Here is a 17,748-nt window from a genome sequence, read left to right on the forward strand (position 1 = left end):
ATCCTTTCCGGACGGGGCCGTGGTCGATTACGTGCACAACGCCCAGGGCCAGACCACCGAAGTCGGCGTCACCGAGGCTGGCGGCAACCCCCAGGTGCTGCTGAGTAACGCCAACTATTGCCCGTTCGGCCCTGCTGCCGACTGGACCTACGGCCGCACCCTCGCCCGCCAGTACGATCTGGACTACCGCCCGCAGGCGATCCAGGACACCCGCCCCGGCGGGCTGGAAGTGGGCTTCGGCTTCGATCCGGTGGGCAATCTCACCGCACTGACCCCAGCCGGCAATCCAACGCGGGAGATCGGCCTGGGCTACGACACGCTCGGCCGCCTCACTGCCCTCACCGATGGCATCACAGGAACAGTCATCGACGGCTATAGCTATGACGCCACCGGCAATCGCCTCAGCGCCAAGGTCGGAAGCGTTACACAGGCTTACACCTATCCAGCGACCAATCATCGCCTGAGTGCGGTAGCAAGCGTGGCGCGCACTTACGACAAAGCGGGAAATACGCTGACGATCGGCGGCAAAGCGCGGGAGTTCCCCTACGACGCATCCGGCCGCATGAGCATGGTCAAGCGTGCAGGCGCGGTGGTGATGAACTACCGCTACAACGGTAAAGGCGAGCAGGTGCGCCGCTTCCTCGGCACCACCAACACCTACACGCTTTACGATGAAGCCGGCCACTGGCTGGGCGACTACGACACCAATGGCGCGCCCAAGCAGCAGGCGATCTGGCTGGACGACATGCCGGTCGGCTTGCTAGCCAACGCAAACAAGCTGCACTACATCGAACCTGATCACCTGGGCAGCCCGCGTGTGGTGGTTGACCCGGTTCGTAACGTGGCGGTGTGGAGCTGGAGCCTGAAGGGCGAGGCCTTCGGCAACACCGCGCCGGATCAGGATCCTGACGGAGATGGTGCGGCGTTGGTGTTGGATATGCGGTTTCCGGGGCAGCGGTTTGATGCGGCTAGCGGCTTGAATCAAAATTACTTCAGGGACTACGACTCTGCTACCGGGCGGTATGGGCAGAGTGATCCTCTCGGCTTGAGAGGCGGAATTAGCACATACGCCTATGTAGGCCTAAACCCCTTTTACGCCAGTGACCTTTTCGGGCTTGAATCGCCTGGTTGGTGGTCTTTCCCTCCTGGCAAACAGCGAGAGGAGTGGCGCAAATCGCAAGAGACTGGATACAAAGGTGATTTCAATGCTCAGTTTGGCGTTGGCGCTTCTTACGGCAATTTTGCCGTGGGTGGGAGCGGCGAGGCAGGCATCGCTCTCGACACTGCTGGAACAGCATGCCTTTATGTGAAAGGTTGTGTAACAACCCCGGTAGCGGGTGGCTTCATTGGAGGCCTGGGAGGTTCCGTCGGCATGTCGTGTGGCACCGGAAACTCTTCAGTGGGGAAGAGCGAATCAATGCAGTGGCAGCTTGGAGCCATGGAGGGGGCTGGCGCAAAAGGTTCTGTAGAGTTGGCAAGGGATGGAAACGCTTCGGTAGGAATCAATGCTGGCATAGGGTCACAGGTTTCGGCTGGATTACAGCAATGTCAAACGAGGACGGTGTGGTGCACGAAATAAATTGGAAAAAATTGAGGTCTGATAAAACCATAATAGTTGGTTTTGCGGTCTTGATAGCCATTTACGTCGGGCTTTTGCTTTGCTTGGCAATTGAGTATTTCTTTGGGCTAAGAGTTTATAGGCCTATCTTGGGGGTGCTCTTCTTTGTCGCGTTTGTAGGTGTCGTATCTCTTGCATCTTATTCGGTCGAAAACTATCTCTTGAAGAAAAAGTGAGCTCCCTGATTATTTTGGTTTACCCAAGTTTTATGGCTGGTCTACATCCCAATAGTTTCACTTTAAATTGAAGCGCTTGTAACGCCGCTGAGCAATGCTGCTCAGCGGCAGCCTGATGGGTAGTTTGCTTGTGATTTTGGCTTGTGCCGCAGCGCTGTTGGCTTCTTATTCAGAACGTGCCGGAATGGGGTGGAGATGAGTAGATCCACACTTTTGTCGTTCGCTCTTCTTGCTCTTTCGGGCTGTGCCCCTATGACGCCCCAAGAAGTTATAAGGATCTGGAAAGCCTGGAGAGGTCGAATGATTTTTCAGTTTCAGCGTCGCTAGGTGGCATACCTAGTGATGCTACCGAAATCGATGTTTACTCTGATATTGATTCGGGTCTCACGATGATGTCCTATAAAACTGCTCAGAGTGTGGCTGTTCCTGAAGTGTTTGATCGCCAATTGCCTGCTGGCCAATACCAGCTTGTCCAGGACAACGTTGGATTTGCAGGTGCCACTATCGTGGACATACGTTATGGATGTGAGAGCAGAGAGGTGAAGGCGAGCGGTGAGTCGCTGAAATATCAGCAAGTTGTGTTTTTAGGGGCGGCTTCCGGCAGGCAGTATCGGTGGAACAGTGTGAATCCTGATATTTACAGGAGGCTCTGTTCAAATCCAGCGGTAGGACCCTAATCTGGTCGCAGATGCCGCTTCGTTCGATTGCTTGCAGCCATTTAGGGCGCAGTCTGTTTGATACGACAGATGCGCCTTGGCTGCAGCCTGTGGATGCCTGACGTTGTAGAGGATATTTTCGCTCGTTGTCAGTTGACGCCTTCGCTGAGGTCATCAAGCTCTCAGAGCGTTCCTTTTCAAGGAAACGACCGATGTTGTCTGATTCATCAAGGCCAACAGGGCATCGAGGCTGAGGCCATAAGCAAGCACGGACAGGCCCGGTGAGACAGCCCGGAGCCCGTCCAGCTTCTCCTTGGCGGTGAAGGCCCGGCTGTAAGTGACGTGGTGCTCGTCGTCCAGCTCGTGGCCGACCAACTGGGCGCGGAGCTCAGACACCACGCCCGCGCCTTGCAACTCTTGGATCAGGGTTTTGCGCAGCGAGTGGAGGCCTCGCTTGGCCGTGGGCCAGTTCTTGCCCACCTCGGCCAGGTGCCGGCTGAAGGCTTTGGAGATCCAGTTCCCCTGGCCGTTCTTGGCATCGGCTTTGGCCGCCGGGAACAAGCGCTCCTGGCCTTGGCCCCGCGCCTGCTCGACCCAGTCCAGGAAGCCCAGGGCGCGAGCAAGTCGGGGTGGACCGGCACCGTCCTCAAGCTCACGTCCGTCTTTACCTTCTGATGCTCTCCCTCATCTGAAATCTGGATGCAGGGGATACCGCTGTCCTCCACCACATCGGCGGTCAGCAGTTGGCCGACCTCCGACGCGCGGGCGCCGGTATACAGGCCAATGAGGGAGGCCTATCGCGCTGCCAGGTCAGGGCTTCGAAGGTCGCGGGTGCGATTAAGGCCTGGACTTGGTGGGCCACCATGAGCAACGCGTGCTCCACGATGTCCGTCGGCACGTTGTCGCAATCGACCAACACGGCGAAACGTGCTTCAAGCGGGCTGTTTGAGTTGCTCATGTCTGTGAGGTCCGAGTTTATGCAGACAGACAATGGCGTCAGCAACTTGCCGATGGCAAGCGGGCGCTAGCAATCGAGCCAAGCCCGGCGTTATGATCGAGGAAACATCGAAAGGAAACCTGCCAAGCAGGCTTTCTGCAACGGATTGAATGGGTTAAGTCGGAGGTGATCCGATCCCACTCTCTCCGCCAAATCAAGGCGCGTTGTTGCTTGACCACAGCGTTAAGATTTTCTCGAGATCCCGAAGATCCGAGAAGAACGCAAGTCGGGACATCTTCGACTTCTTGGCAAGACAGACGCAGGCCACTGTTGCCTAATTTGCTGCCACCTTCGCGCCGAATCTAGGCGGGTGGTTCGGCTACAAACGCGTCTGGCAGCAAGGTGGCTGAGTTCAGCCTCTATCCAAAGCGCTCAATGCGCTGTTGGCGACTTTATAGAGCCACATCCGTCTTACGATGCCCAAGATTTATCTGGTCAAGAGCGCAGTTCATCCATTAACCGGTTGGCGTTCTTGAAGCAGGCGTGCGCATGGCCGCCAATGTCGATCTGTTCGACTCAGGCATTGAAGAACCCATCTCCGACGCTTACCTCAAGCCGCTTGTGTGGTGTCGGGCAGCACGATCCCCCGGCTGGAAAGCAGGCTGACCGAATTGCGGAACACGTAGAGAATCAGGTCATCGTCGATCGAGCTGCTGTCGGGAATCACGACGACGCAATTGATTTGTTTGTGCTCGGGCGGAATCGTGTCCGCGAACTGCACGGAGAAGTCATTGGATCCCATGGCGAAGGTGCCGGATGGGTCCGGGTAGCGCGAGCGTGCGACGATGACGAAGTAGGGCGTGCATGTGGCGAAATTCATCGGGCGTGCGGGCGTGCTGACGGGCGTGTTATTGATGGAGTACGTCGCGGCCGAGGCGCTGATGTTTGCGATATAGACTTTGCCCGTCATTGCATCCTCCGATAGCGCATGGGTGTCACTCCGGTAGTCTTGCATCGCGACTGCCCGCAAGCCGGTGGCGGCCCGGCGTGTCGGCTGGGTCGCCGCCGGTCCACATTACGTCTGCTGCTGGAACGTGGCGGTCTGCATTCCGCCACCTGGCGCGTGTGTCGACTCCCCGTAATTCAATGCCAGCCAAAATTAGAGGTCTGCGGTTGATGTTGATCACGGAACTCGGCGGGCGTTAGCCCGCCCAGGCTGTCGTGCGGGATCTGCTGGTTGTAGTCGGCCAGCCAGTGTTCGGTCTGTTCGCGAACCTCGCTCAGCGTGCGGAAGAGATGCATGTCCAGCACGCCGCGCCGGTAGCTGCCGTTGAAGCGTTCGATAAAACCGTTTTGCATTGGACGCCCCGGCTCGATGAAGTCCAAGGCGATGCCTTTGCGCTCGGCCCACTCGGCCAAGGCCAATGCGACAAACTCCGGGCCATTGTCCAAGCGAAGTTTGGCGGGGTAGCCGCGCCAGGCTGCGATGCGTTCCAAGGTGCGGATGACGCGGGCGGCCGGGAGATTCAAGTCCACTTCGATCGCCAAGGCTTCCCGACTGAAATCGTCGATGACATTGAACGTGCGGAAGCGTCGACCATCCCACAACGCATCGGACATGAAGTCGATCGACCATCCAGCATTGGGTCGCTCTCCGCATGCCAGCGGTTGTGGATGACGCGTCGGGACCCGGCGCCTGCTGCGACGACGTTGATTGAGTTTCATCAGGCAATACACGCGCCACACCCTTTTGTGATTCCACACATGTCCGCGACGGCGGATGATCTGAAAGAGCTTTCCAAAACCACGCTCGGGAAAACGCTCGGCCAATTCGGACAACAGCGCAATGACCTCCTCGTCGCGATCGGGACGACGCCGATAGCGCACTGTCGAGCGAGCCACGCCAACGACCGCACAGGCCCGGCGCTCGCTCCAGCCATGCTGCTCGACGAGCCAGGCAAGAAGCGGGCGTTTGTGCGCCGGGTCTACAGCTTTTTTGCGATGACATCCTTCAATGCATGGTTTTCCATGGCGAGCTCGGCGTACATGCGTTTGAGCTTGCTGTGCTCGGTCTCCAGGTCGCGAAGGCGCTGCACATCGGCTGCCTCCATGCCACCGTACTTGGACTTCCAGACGTAGTACGTCGCATCGGAAATGCCCAGCTCACGGCACACATCCTTGACCTGGCGGCCGCCCTCAACCTGCTTCAGCGTGGCGACAATCTGGCTTTCGGTGAACTTGCTCTTGCGCATCGTTGGTCTCCTTGGTGGCTAGTGTGCCCGGAGACCTCTAGTTATGGATGGATCAATTTTACGGGGAGTCGACACGTGCACCAGCTCTACTACGATTCCGGGCGGATAATTCGGGTCCGAGATGCTGTAGGTGTTGCCGACCACCAGATCCCGGTTGGGATACGGCGCGATATGCGAGACGAAGTACTGGGTCGGGTTGCCGGCCTGGACCACGATGTTGTTGCCGCTTGCGATGGCGCGGAAGCCGGGGATTTGCTTCACGGTGGTAGGCATGATGCGGTTCCTTCAATGATGCGAGGCGGAACGGGCGGCCTCGCTACGCCCGCGGCGTCGGAGCGGTCGTTGGCGTTCATGGGGAGGGTTTCCACCCGCCCGGCGGAACCTGGATCTCCAGCTCGGGCGCAAGCACGATCGGTACTTGAGTGCCTTCCACATTGGCGAACAGCGTGACGTCCAGACGCAGCAGTGCGACGTCGGTGGATGGCTGCATGATCGCGAACCAGCGCGCGCAGTCGTTGGCCAATTGTCCGGCCAGCACAGGCAGCGTCACGGCATTATCCGAGACGGCTTGCACGTCATCGCTGGTGAGTCGCACGTCGGTGGCCAGCAAAATCGGCATGTCGCTCCACAGGCCGGTGCCACCTTGTGCTGGCGCGGCAATCTGGTAGCTATACGTGGCAGCGATCTTGAGCAGGCGTTCCTTGGCCGCTGCGCTGGTGGCCTCGGCGAGCGGCGCCAGCGCGTTTTCGATTGCGTCGGCCAGTGCGTCGCCGGAGCCGAAGGTGCAGCGCGGTACGGTGATGATCGGCACTACTGGCGAGGCGAACGAGACCTCTGGCGTCCGGTAGATCAGGGCGGGATTGGTCCTCACGCCGTTGGCGCTGGCGAGATTGGCGTTGCGGACGATCCACCAGGTCGAATAGCCGGTCTGGCGCGTGGCGATGTCCAGGTTCTCCCAGACGACGTCGAGGGTACCGGTGGCTGCTTCGGGCAACGCCGCGTAGGCGTAGGTCGCCATGAACCAGCACGCCGTGTCGTCGGGTGCAGCCGCGCCAGCGGGTGACACCTCGCCGTGCATCTGGCCATTAATGGCTGGCCAGACGATGCTTGCGGCATCGCATTGGCCGTTCGCATACGCACCCTGGGCGAACAGCTGCACGGTTTTCTGTTCGTCGAACGCATGCGAAAGATTCAAGACGTAGCCCGTGCTCGACTGCGCTACCGGCGCGTTGGCGAGCAGCACCCGGGCGGCATCGCCGGGCGGGCCGCGCCATGCCGCCCAAGCAGCGGTGACATGGCCGATCTGATCGAGCAGTGCGCCGATCACCTGCTGTGGTGTCGGCATGCCCACATGTGCGTCGAACGCACTCTGCCGCAGCGCCAGCACGGCGGGCCGCAACACCGGCCAAGCGGCCATGAACGCGGCCAACGCCTCGAACACGGCTTCGATGGTGCCGAGGTCGGAGAGCTGCCGGCCGCGCAGCGTGCCGCTCACTGGCCGGTTATAGGTCAGCGTCAGCCACAGTTCGTCCTGCGCTTCCTGCTCGGCCAGCACGAGCCGGGTCGAGTAATCCCATTGCAACGCGGTGGTGGCCGAGGCGGTGAAACGGACGGGCCTTGTCTGTTCGGCGCGCTGCGTCTGCAGCATCGGCGAGGCGGGAAACGCGCGCACCGGCACCGGTGCGTCGATCGCACCAAGCGGCATGGACAGCGGATCGTTGGGAAGCTCGAGCACGAAGCGCAGCCATTGCGACGGCGCATAGCCGAATGCCGCTTGCGTGTCGTCGATCTGATGCTCGACGAAACGTGCGCCGTAGGTCAGGTCCAGATGCAGGTTGGCATCGTTGCCCGCGTGCGCGGCCGTCACCAGGAAATTGAGCAGGCCAGGCGTGGACGCGGTAGCTGTGGCAATCGGCAGCTTTGCGCTGCTGATGCTGCAGGAGGAGGGTAGGGTTTCGGTCGGGCCACTTGCCGTAGCGCTGGCAGTGAGGCTACCGAAGAAACGCGGTGGCAGCGTGCCCGCTTCTGCGGTGTTGGCCACGAAGACGTCGGCCGGCATTTGTACGATCGAGGAGACTGCGTAGGCGGTCGAGAGTGCGGCCAGCACGCTTTGTTCGAATTGATCCTGCGCGGCAGCAAGATCGCCGCCGGAAAGCGCTGGGAACACCGGGCCGACACCGCGCGCGAGCGCTTTTGCCAGGGTGGCTTTATGCCCCATCAGCGTCTGGTAGGCGGCACCGTCGAGCGCGGCGAGCGCGGCGCAGTTTGCCGGCGCGAGCAGTTCGTCGAATGCGGATAAAAAGCTCTGCGCCCAGGCATCGACATCCACGCCACTGAAGGTCTGCGTGGTGTAGGTCGGCACGAGCGTATCGGGATTGTAGACAGGCACCTGGGCGGGACCAGACATCAGCTTGGTGTTGAGCGGCAGCAGGGTGAAGTAGCTGGCCGCGCCCTGGCGGAACTGCACATGGATGCCGTGGGTCTTGCTCCAGCGCATGCCCCATAGCGAGGCCCCGCCGTCGCCGGTTGCCGGGCTGTCGGCTGTTGTGCGCACGGCGAGCCGTGTTGTGCCGTCGGCGCCATCGAAACCCGCGAAGCTGGCCTCGAACTGGCTGGCAAACCAGGCCAGGCCGACATCTTCCACCGGGGCCGTGCCGCTGGCAGCAGCGCGCTGGCGTGCGCGGGCAGTGCCCTGCGACGGCGGGTCGAGATCGGCGGCCAGCGGCATCGCCACCGACACCGCGCGCGGCATGCCAGTGCGCGCTACCTCGTCGACCAACTCGGGAGGTCGGGCGAAGGTGAGCGTGACCGTGACCGCAAACAAATCATCGCCGCGATTTGCCAGATCGGTCTTGTCGAAGGGGAGCTGCAGCAGCAGGCTTTTGGGCGTTGCCGTGCCGCCGCCGAGCGCATTGCTCAACTGCTGCACGATGTCGTTTGCGAACGTAGTCAGCGCCTGCTTGATGGCGCTACCGTCGCCGAGTTCGCCGCCGTTGGAGGGCAACACCGATTGGGTGAGCGTCACGCAGGTATGCGGATCTGCCAATTGCGCGGCCACGGTGGCATAGCGACCGAGTGCTGCGCGAATCTGCTGCTGAGCGCGGTCGTCGTCGGTTGCGGTCGCACCAGCTGCCAGGCCATGTACGCGCACGTGGGCCAGCGCCGGATCGGTGCGGATCACCAGGCTGGGGTCGAACTGCATCGACAAGCCCAGCTGGCTAGGCTTGTCCAACTGGCCGGGTTCGAAGCGATAGGCGCAGCGCACGCCAGGCCATTCCATTGGCGCGAGCAGCGCATCGTTGTAAAGCACCGGGAAGTCGGTGGTAAAGGTGTCGGCCGCGCCGTCGAGCGCGTTGCCGAACACGTCGTTCACGCGCAGCATCAGATTCGGCTTGCCGCCGATCGCCGCATGGGGCAACTGCGTGCTGCTGACCAGTCCATTCTGGGTGACGAAGCGATAGGCAGGCACCACTTGCCGATAGCTCTGCTGGGCCGCGTCGAAGCTGTCCGGGCGCGCAGCGTTGGCCGCGTCCTCCCCGGCGCTGTCGGACGACGGGCTCAGCGCCAGACTCCACAGCGAGGTGCCGAAAGGAACCGCGCTGTCGGCCGCTGCGCCGTCGATGCGGAACTGCAGCAGGTGATAGAGGGCGGCGATCCAGTCGGCGTCGTACAGCGTGCCGGCTTCGCGCGCGAGCATCGTGTTGGCAAGCGACCAGTCGGCCACAAAGCCAAGACAGCCGGGTGGATAAGACGGCTGGTAGTGCAGCAGCGGCGTGCCTGCGGCGTCGGCGACGCCGAGATACAGCGTGCCGTCCAGGCTGCCCTGTGGTGCGAGCGCGAACGCGTTGTGCCAGGGATGGAATGTGGTCGAGGCGGGGAAGCTCACCAGCAGCGTAAGGGTGGCGGTGTCGCCGTTGGCAATGCCGTCGGTGGGCGCCGGTTGCCCCTTGGGGGTGAAGATACGCACCGGTAACGGCTGGCCGCTGACGTCTGCGTAGCGCAGGAAATAGCCATCTGACTGGGTGACGCTGACTTCCCAGATCAGTTGCAGAAGCGCTTCGAGGCGCTGCTGGTTTTCCGGGGCGTCGGGGTGTTGCGGATCGGGGAAAAGTGTCGACACCGGGCCGAGTGGGTCGTCGCCCGCGCGCAGCAAGGTCTGGCGCATCGGTATATTCGCAAGCGCTGGTTCGCTGCTCGTCGACAGGTTGGTCTTTGCCAGCACTATCGGCTGCGCGGACAACGCGATCGCGTCGGACTGGTAGCCGGTGGTGGTGGCGTCGTAGAGCACCGAAAGCGTTGCGCCGGCCAGTGCTTGCGCGCTCAGTAAGGCATGGATGCGCGCGCGCGTGGCGTCGTCTGCACCGCCGATGCGGTAGATATCGGTGTAATACGGATTCGCAGGGCCGCCGTCGCCATCCACACTGCCGGCTGCGGCGCGATTCACCAGCCAGATCGGCACCTGGATCATCAGGGCCGGGTTGACCTGCTGCAGGCAGGCCGGGTCCGAGGTCTGCGGCCTGCCGGTCTGGACCGTCAAGGTGAGCGGCGCGCCGGCCGACTGCTGCAGCACCGCCGGCGGCAGCGGCACTACGAAGCGTGCTGGCGCGTCTGGTGCTGTCCAGGGCAGGCGATCGCGCGCGGCATACCAGACGGCCTCGCCATGCACCGGCGGGATCGGCGCCACGCTGACGGCCGCAGCTGCGGCAAGCGCCAGGCCGCGTCGGCTCCATCGCGGGCAGGGCACCGGTGGCACGGCCTCGACGGGCATCGTTGAGGTGACGCTGCTGCCGCCACCGGCGAATTTCACCGGAATTGCCGCCACCGCGCCGAGCGGGGCGGGTGCAAGCGAGAGGGTCGCCGAGACGCTGGTGGGCGGCTCGCTTGCGTTGGTCGCAATTGCGAACTGCTGCCCGTTGAGCGCGTAGCCGGCGGCAATGTCGAGCGTGTATAGATCGACCTTCTCGATATCTGCTGGCGTCGTGGCCGGGTCGGGAAGGCGCATGCCGTTCATCAGGTAGCGCGAGGTCATGCCCCCCAGGGTGCGCGTCAGCGCGGTGTCCGGCAGCGCGCCGGGTTGCCCCGTCCCGCGCTCTGTGTCGGCGAGGCTGCTCGCCATCTGGCGGCACAGCGTGAGGAAATAGTCGTCGAACATGTAAGCGGTCAGCGACGGACCCTGCGGCGCGTCGCCGGCGGCTGCGCCGAAGCGTGCCGCGCCGCGCAGGTCGGGGTTGTCGGTCAGCACGCTGAGCGAGAGCTGGGCGAAATAGGCCTCGACGGCGTGACGGTAATCCGGATAGGTGCGCGCGTGGTCGGCGAACACCAGCGGCGTATCTTGTCCGGTCCAGCTCATCTGCAGCGCGTCGAACATCGGGAACATCGCCCAGTCGCCGTCCTCGCCGTCCTCGCGATGTACGCTTAGATCCATTGGATTGAGCGTGAAGCGGACCTCGGTGGACAGGCAACCGGTCAGCGTCTTATCCCACTCGGCAGGTGGCGGAGCGCGGCCTTGTCCCAGGTTCGCGATCACCTGGGCCCAACTGCCGGTGCCGTTGGACCAGGTGCGCAAGAGCCATGACGCGAGCGCGCCGACCAGCGTCTCGAGCGCGCTCAAGGGCGCGGCATCGCTGGCGCCGGGCGCACCGATGATCAGCGTCGCCACGCCGACTGCGCTGCCGACGTCAGCTGTATACACCACCGACGGCTGCAGCAGGAACGACAGCGCCACCTCGACCGGCGCGACCGGCGGACTTGCGTGCCATGCGGTCCGGGCCAGCGGTGCGGTGGCAGCACGCAGCCGCTGACGATGGGCGAGCAGACTGCGCTCATGCTGTTCGATGCCGCGATGCGCCCAGTCGTTCATGCCATGGAAGGCGGGATCGAGCGGTCCATCCAGGCTGGCCGGGGTGCCGCCGGTGATCTCGAAAGAGGTGGAAATTGTGGTGTGGAAGCCCACCGAGATCGTGACGAACAGGATCTTCAGGCGTGCCTCGGCGTCCACGCGCGCGGTGACGTTGATGACCGTGCCGTAGCCGGTTTCGAATGCGATGCCGGCAATCACCGAGAGCCGCACAAGCACCGAGAGTTTGACCACGCTCAGATCGACCTCGCCCTGCAACTGCCCGACGATGCCGACGGTGGCGGCGAACCAGAAATAATCGGGCGTCTTCGAAACCGAGCCGCCATCCGCCGCGTCGCGCCATGCCAGGATGCCCTGGAAGGTGCCCTGCGCGGTCAGCGACAGCGACGCCGAGAATGGGCCCGCACTGATCGAACGCCCGACCCCGAACCACATCGCCAGACCGAAGGTCACAATCGGGTTGTAGCTGACCACGTCGGTGGCCGCCGCCGAGCCGATTGCCTTCAGCGCGGCGGTGGCGCTGGCTGGATTGTCGCCGCTGCGCAGCTTGCCGAAGTAGAAGCCGCAGCCGCCGGTGAAGATGTAGACCTGCACGCCGATCGAATCGTCGCCGAGCGGCCAGCCGACGCTGACCTTGAAGTCGCCATTGGTGTAGATCCAGATCTTGAACGAGGGCAGCGTGAGCGCCACCGCGCCGAGGTTGATCTGACGGAACTGCGTGGGCATCGTCAGCGCACCGTAATACACGCCAAGATGTGAGCCGAGTTTTTGGTACAGGATTTCGAACAGCAGCCCTTTGAACTGGTCGGCCGAGCAGGTGATTTCCAGTCCGTAAAGCACTGGATCGTTGAAGACGGCACGGATGTCCCAGCCCCGCACCAGGATGTGTGCGGCCACGAACCAGTCACGCGATGCGTCGTAATACGTGCCAAGACTATCCAGCAGTTGCCGCGGGTCGTTGGTGGTGAACGTCGATTCGAGTTCGGTAAACATCGCCGCAATCGGATCGTCCTTGGTCATATCCGCGCGCGGGCCAAAGCGCTGGCCCAGGCCCAGATACTTCACCTGAAAATTGCTGCCGCCCTGCGCGGGGACCGGGAACGGATAGTTGACGACCGAGGTCTTGGCGTCATCGTCCAGCGGTGCGGTGATCGTTGTTCCCGGTTGGATCCCTGCCGCGAGCAAACGCGTCTGCATAAACGCGTCCTGCTCCGAAAACGCCACGCGTGCACTGACCGCCAGCCCATCCTTGGACGTGTCGTAACCGACGATCAGATCGTAGACGGTGAATTTCGGCTCGATGGTGACCGGGCCATAGCTGCCGCCGAGCCGGATGCCGTAGCCATCGTCGTCGTACAGTTTCACCACCAGTTGTACTGCCGTCACCTCACCGATCGACACAGTGAGATATGGCGCGATCTGCACCTCGAAGATCTTGCTCCATGGCAGCGAGGCGCTCAGATGCGCAATTTGCGCGACCGCATCGATCCCCAGCATCTTGGCGATCTGTTCGATCACAGTGCCCAGGCTCAGCGGCGGCTGCCGCGGCGATGGCCCCACCACGAATTGGGCAGGGCCATCGCCGAATGCAAAGCCGAATTGCAGGCCATAGCCGGCCGCATCGGCATCGACGAGTGCGTGCGATGCCGACGGCAGCAGCAAGGTGGCTTGTACGCCTAGCGTGAACCTGCTCATGGGCGGCGCGTCAGCTGTTGGACTTGGGCGTTTCGTTACTGGCGCCGAACACCGCGCCTTCGATCGACAGCACGCCCGGAATCAGCGGGATGCCCTGGCCGTCAGGCCACACCGCCGACATCGCAAGTGTGTACAGGGTGGACTGGTCGGGGGAGGCCGTGCCCGGTACCTTTATGTGGAATTGGTCGACGGCCACGTCGAGCGTGGTGAGCTTGCTCATGATGCTGTCCAGCGGTGCCGGCAATTGGTCGGCGCCGGGCAGGTCGATGTTGAACTGCGTCTTGAACCATGCCGCAAAGTCGTCCAGCGTGCCGAGATCGACCGGCGCGGGCAGCGTGAACTCGATTCCGTTGGTCTTGGCGTTGGCGATGTCGTCGGTCGATACCGGCACCATGGTGCCGTGCAGATTGAAGTTCAGGCCGAAGACCAGATGCGTGCTCGGCGGGGTCGGCGGATCAGCGGCGACCACGGCGGCGGCCTTGCGCGACAGTTGCTTGCTCATGGGTGGTTCTCCTGGGTGCGGCACTGCGGTAGGTGATGGGCGCGGGAGGCAACGGGTGGGTGCCGCCGCTGAGGACCCGGGCATCGACGATCCCTTCGAGGATCGCCGCGACCGGGTAGGTGGTGCTGCCAGTGGCGAGGTAGAGCACGCCGGTGGCCGGATCCTTGCGCACGCTGATGGCGATTGCCCACAGTGCCGCCAGCGGCGTGCCGGCGGCCATCGCGACGGGCAGGTTCCACCCGTAGACGTCGTTGAGCGCTTGCATCAGCACAGGAACACTGCGTGCGGCGAGAATCGGATCGGTGTCGGTCATGGCGTCTGCGTCGCAGCCAGGCTCCAGCCCAGATTGCCGCCGCCCGGATCATTGGCGTCGGCGAACAGGATGAAATCGGCAAGTACCTTCGGCGGCAGCGTGATACCGAACACGCTGAGTGCCACGTTGTTGAACATCAGCACGTAGGCCGGCCCATTCTTTGTCTTCACCAGCCCGAGGTTGGCCGCCGAAAAGGTCGTCTTGAGCAGGCCTTGCAGGTTGAAGCCGAAGGCGCCGGCAGTGACCTGCGGCAACTGCACGAACAGCGCGACGCCGTCGTCGTCGGGCGTGTAGGTGCTCGCGCCCCAGGCGACGATCAGCGAGGCATCGAGCGATGCATGGGCATCGGCCAGCGCGCCGAGCGCGCCGAGCGGCAGCGCGAATTGCAGGGCATACAGCGGCTTGGAGGTCACATACGCGACCTGCGTGGGCATCGGCGCAACGCCACCGCCGCCTGGCACGCTGGCGGCGACGCCGGTCAGCGCCGGCACCTGCACGGGCAACGCGCCCAGCGCCTTGATATCCAGGCCCGCCTCGTCGTGCAGGATCGCCTGCAGCGTGAGCGGCAGCATGCGCACCAGTGCGCCGGGCCGCCGTCCACTGCGATCGTCCGTTGCCCGAAGCCCCGAGAAATCCGCAGTGATCTGCGGCAGCCCGATGCGCTTGCCGTCGGCGTCGAGCTGACAGCTGATGCCAAACGCCAGGCTTGTCAGCGCCACACCGGTGGTGGTCGTGCCGGGTGCGGCACCGGGCAGGCCGTACGAGAACAGGTCGAGCCCGGTCACGCCAGGAAACGGATCGGCCGCGAACGCGAGCGTGCCGCTCAGTGCAAAGCGCGAGGTGATGGTGGTGCCGGCATCGGCATCGGCGGGGACAGACGGGACGGAGGCAATCGGCACCAGGCTGGCGCCACTGACCTGGAAGGTATCGATCACCCGGATGCGTGAGCGGTCCGGGTTGAACGCGAAGCTGCCGTGCTGGCCGCCGTCGAACGTCACCGTGCCGACCTCGCCGTGCCGCTGATAACGGCCCGCCACCACCACCGTGTTGGGCGGCACGTCGGCTTTGGCATCCGCGCCGGTCAGCGTGACCGCACGGCCGAACAGCGTGTTGATGGTCATTTCCACCCGGCAATGGAACTGGGTGACGAGCGACTGGTTGATCGCCACCGACAGCTCCTCCACGACGAATGCGTAGTCCGGCGGCGTCTGGTCCGAGTGCGGCGCGGCCGGCTCGCGTTTGAATATCGTAGTCGCCGCATGGTGATAGATCACCCCGAACAGTGCGCTTTCGCTGATCTGCGGCTCCTGGTCGGCGCCGTCGCTGATGCGGTTGACCTGCACGCCGAAGTGATGGGCGCTCAACTGCCCGTCGATGCCGGCCAGCAGCATCTGCAGATCGTCTGGCATGCCGTTGCCATTGATCGGTGCATTGAAGGCAAGCATGCCGGTCCAGCCGGGATCGGCGGCCTTGGTGCGGAAATCGGCGAACGGGTCGTCGTCATCGCTGCTCGCCTTTTCTGCAACGGCCAGCGCATCGATCAGCACAGACTGCGTGTCGGTTACGCGCGTGGCGTCGCCGATGAAATAGTCCGTGTTGGCCCAACTCTCCGGCGCACGGATCAGCTCGGCCAGGCTCTGTGTCGTTGCGTACTTGAAGACAAGGACGGTGCGCCAGCGATCGGTTGCGTCGACGTCGGGCGCGATCTCGAAGTTGAAGCCTGCCACCGCGATCATGCGGGTGATGTCCGGGAACCGGCTCCAGTCGTTGAGCACCAGAAACAGTTGTTCGCGCATCAAGGTGCTGGCCAACTGCGCGTCCACCACGCCGGTTGCAGGATCGGCGTCGAACGACAGCGTCTGCTCCGCACTGCGTGCGAGCAATAGCGACTGCCAGGTGCCGGCCTGCACCTCGGGCGCCTGCGCGGCGGCAATGCCGGCCCGCGTTGACTGCGTTGCCGAGTTGAGCTGGACCAGCAGCCCTTGCGGTGTGGAAGTGCGGGTGCCGGGCAAGGGCGCGCCCTGTTCGCCAACGAACACCGGGCGATCAGGCGTGCTACCGCGGATCAGCGCACCGCGCAGGCCGGCGATCACCTGTTTCTCGTAGCCAGCCAGCAGCTGAGCGTCCTGTACGGTCGCGTCGGCGAGCGCGAACACGCCGCCGTACTGGACCATTGGAAACGCCACCGGGATCTCGTCACTCTTCGTCGTCGATGCGAGCGTGGAGACGAGCGCAGACACCGCAGCCGGATAGCGCATGTCCGGGGAGACCGCGCCGCGCCCGAAATTGACCGACGCGCCAGGTTGCGCGTAGTAGCCGCGCATGACGGTGGCCGCGCCTGGACGAAACCGCACCCACGAGGTAGCAAATGGCCCGTCGAGCAGTGGCTTGGTGTCGGCGCCGTTGGCCAGCGTCATGCGCCGGGCCATGGCGGTGCCAAACGCTGTCGAGCAGGCCGGCATCGATGGCACGAAATCGAGAATGTCGCCGTCTGCGACGCGCAGGTATTCGGTGCCGAGCGTGCCGCAGGAAAGCTTCGCCGCACCGCCCGGTACCGTCAGCACGAACGGGCCAAGTGGGGCGAGGTAGGCTGCCGGCGCTTGCGCAGCGCCGGGCCGTGCAGCCGGATAGAGCCCGGCCGGCGAACCGTTGGACGGCACGCTCGGTGCCAGTGTCACCAGATCGCCAGACACGGTACGGCCGAACGACGAGGCCAGGTTGTCCAGCCGCTGCGGCAGGAACAGAAAACGGGTGCGTGTCCCGTCTAGCGGTGCGAGCGGATCCATCTCGCAGTCCAGCAGAAACGCCGGCCAGTCGTTGGCGGGCAGCGGCGGTAGCGGCGGTAGCACCGGATAGCGCAGTTGCGCAAACCCCTGCGGCGCCTGCGGGTCCGGATGGAAGTAGCGCAGCTCGCCGCCTTGCAGGCCGGGCGCCTGCGGATCGTCGGCGAACAGCCCGAACAGGTTGTACGGATCCCACGCTGCGGTGAAGCCCAGTAGGCCGGCCGCGGCCGGATCGAACGACAGCGACACCCTGTAGGCGTCTGGCGAGAGCGGCGTGCCCTGGCCGGAGTCTCGTAGCAGGGCGATGCCATCGCCCACGAAGGTGGCCTGCCCGGTCTCTTCTGACAGCGTCCATTGCGTACCGCTCGGTAGCACCAGATCGACATGACCGAACGGCAGCGAGCCGTTGCTGCCCGCCACCTGCCCGCTGGTGGGCGAGAAATAGAACAGCGGCACGCTCGTGCAGGCCCAGGATTGCGGCGGCGCCGCTTGCCATAGCCAGGCCACCCCACGCAGCGTGGCGTAAGGCGGCGTGAGCCCGAGGGTTTGTGCGATGTCGGCCGGCTCCGCCGGCAGTGCCTGCGATTGCGGATGGAACAAGAAATAGCCGGGCTGTTGCCAGGCTTGCGACAAGCTCAACTCCTGCGGCGCCTGCTCGTCTCGCCGGACGCCGATCTGCGATGCGCCGGCACCGCCCGGCAGCAGCAAAAAGCCTGCCTGGACGGGCGCGACACCAATGGCCTGATCCACGGCGGCCGAATAGAGCGCAAAGCCGGCAGCGTCGAGCGCGATCCGAGTGAAGATCATGTCTGCCATGGCGTGCATCGGTGAGCTGATCTCCGGTGAGCCGCGATGTACCTCGATCCGAGTGCACCGACGGACGCAATGACGACGATCCGGATGCAGCGTGGTCGTCGGCATCGATGGACGGCGGTTGTCTGCCGGCCATCGCGCCTGCA

At 63.6% G+C, this 17,748-nt stretch carries 7 protein-coding genes and 2 pseudogenes; 1 reads left to right on the forward strand and 8 read right to left on the reverse strand.

Annotated features, from left to right (window positions below; all coding sequences use genetic code 11):
• Window position 1: 1 nt before the first annotated feature.
• Window positions 2–1,579, forward strand: a pseudogene (locus tag NDY25_RS19930) (RHS repeat domain-containing protein); the annotation flags it as partial.
• A gap of 1,045 nt (window positions 1,580–2,624) precedes the next feature.
• On the opposite strand, the pseudogene NDY25_RS19935 reads toward NDY25_RS19930, so the two are convergent.
• The 8 genes and pseudogenes from NDY25_RS19935 to NDY25_RS19970 form a co-directional block, all read right to left on the reverse strand.
• Window positions 2,625–3,309, reverse strand: a pseudogene (locus tag NDY25_RS19935) (site-specific integrase); the annotation flags it as partial.
• Between the two features lie 688 nt (window positions 3,310–3,997).
• Entirely contained in the window at window positions 3,998–4,357 is a 360-nt protein-coding gene (locus NDY25_RS19940; RefSeq protein WP_168960084.1) for a hypothetical protein, read from the reverse strand.
• A 173-nt stretch (window positions 4,358–4,530) separates the two neighbouring features.
• Window positions 4,531–5,639 (reverse strand): IS3 family transposase gene (locus NDY25_RS19945; protein ID WP_256627460.1). Its coding sequence is split into 2 segments (ribosomal slippage): window positions 4,531–5,378 and window positions 5,378–5,639, totalling 1,110 coding nucleotides; the frame shifts between segments, so codons are not numbered across the junction.
• Between the two features lie 18 nt (window positions 5,640–5,657).
• A complete protein-coding gene (locus NDY25_RS19950) occupies window positions 5,658–5,912 on the reverse strand; it encodes a hypothetical protein (RefSeq protein ID WP_233366426.1) in 255 nt (84 codons plus the stop codon).
• A 76-nt stretch (window positions 5,913–5,988) separates the two neighbouring features.
• A complete protein-coding gene (locus tag NDY25_RS19955) occupies window positions 5,989–13,191 on the reverse strand; it encodes a hypothetical protein (RefSeq protein WP_256627644.1) in 7,203 nt (2,400 codons plus the stop codon).
• Window positions 13,192–13,201: 10 nt separating this feature from the next.
• A complete protein-coding gene (locus NDY25_RS19960; protein ID WP_168957914.1) occupies window positions 13,202–13,693 on the reverse strand; it encodes a hypothetical protein in 492 nt (163 codons plus the stop codon).
• Window positions 13,647–14,006 carry a hypothetical protein gene (locus NDY25_RS19965; RefSeq protein WP_168957913.1) on the reverse strand — a complete coding sequence of 120 codons (360 nt, stop codon included), beginning with the start codon at window positions 14,004–14,006 and terminating at the stop codon, window positions 13,647–13,649. The genes NDY25_RS19960 and NDY25_RS19965 overlap by 47 nt, the downstream gene beginning before the upstream one ends.
• Window positions 14,003–17,605: a hypothetical protein gene (locus tag NDY25_RS19970; protein ID WP_168957912.1), complete on the reverse strand. Its 3,603-nt coding sequence runs from the start codon at window positions 17,603–17,605 to the stop codon at window positions 14,003–14,005. Before NDY25_RS19970 ends, NDY25_RS19965 begins: the two co-directional genes overlap by 4 nt.
• Between the last annotated feature and the right edge of the window lie 143 nt (window positions 17,606–17,748).

It is taken from the genome of Xanthomonas hortorum pv. pelargonii (assembly GCF_024499015.1).
GTDB classification, from domain to species: domain Bacteria; phylum Pseudomonadota; class Gammaproteobacteria; order Xanthomonadales; family Xanthomonadaceae; genus Xanthomonas; species Xanthomonas hortorum_B.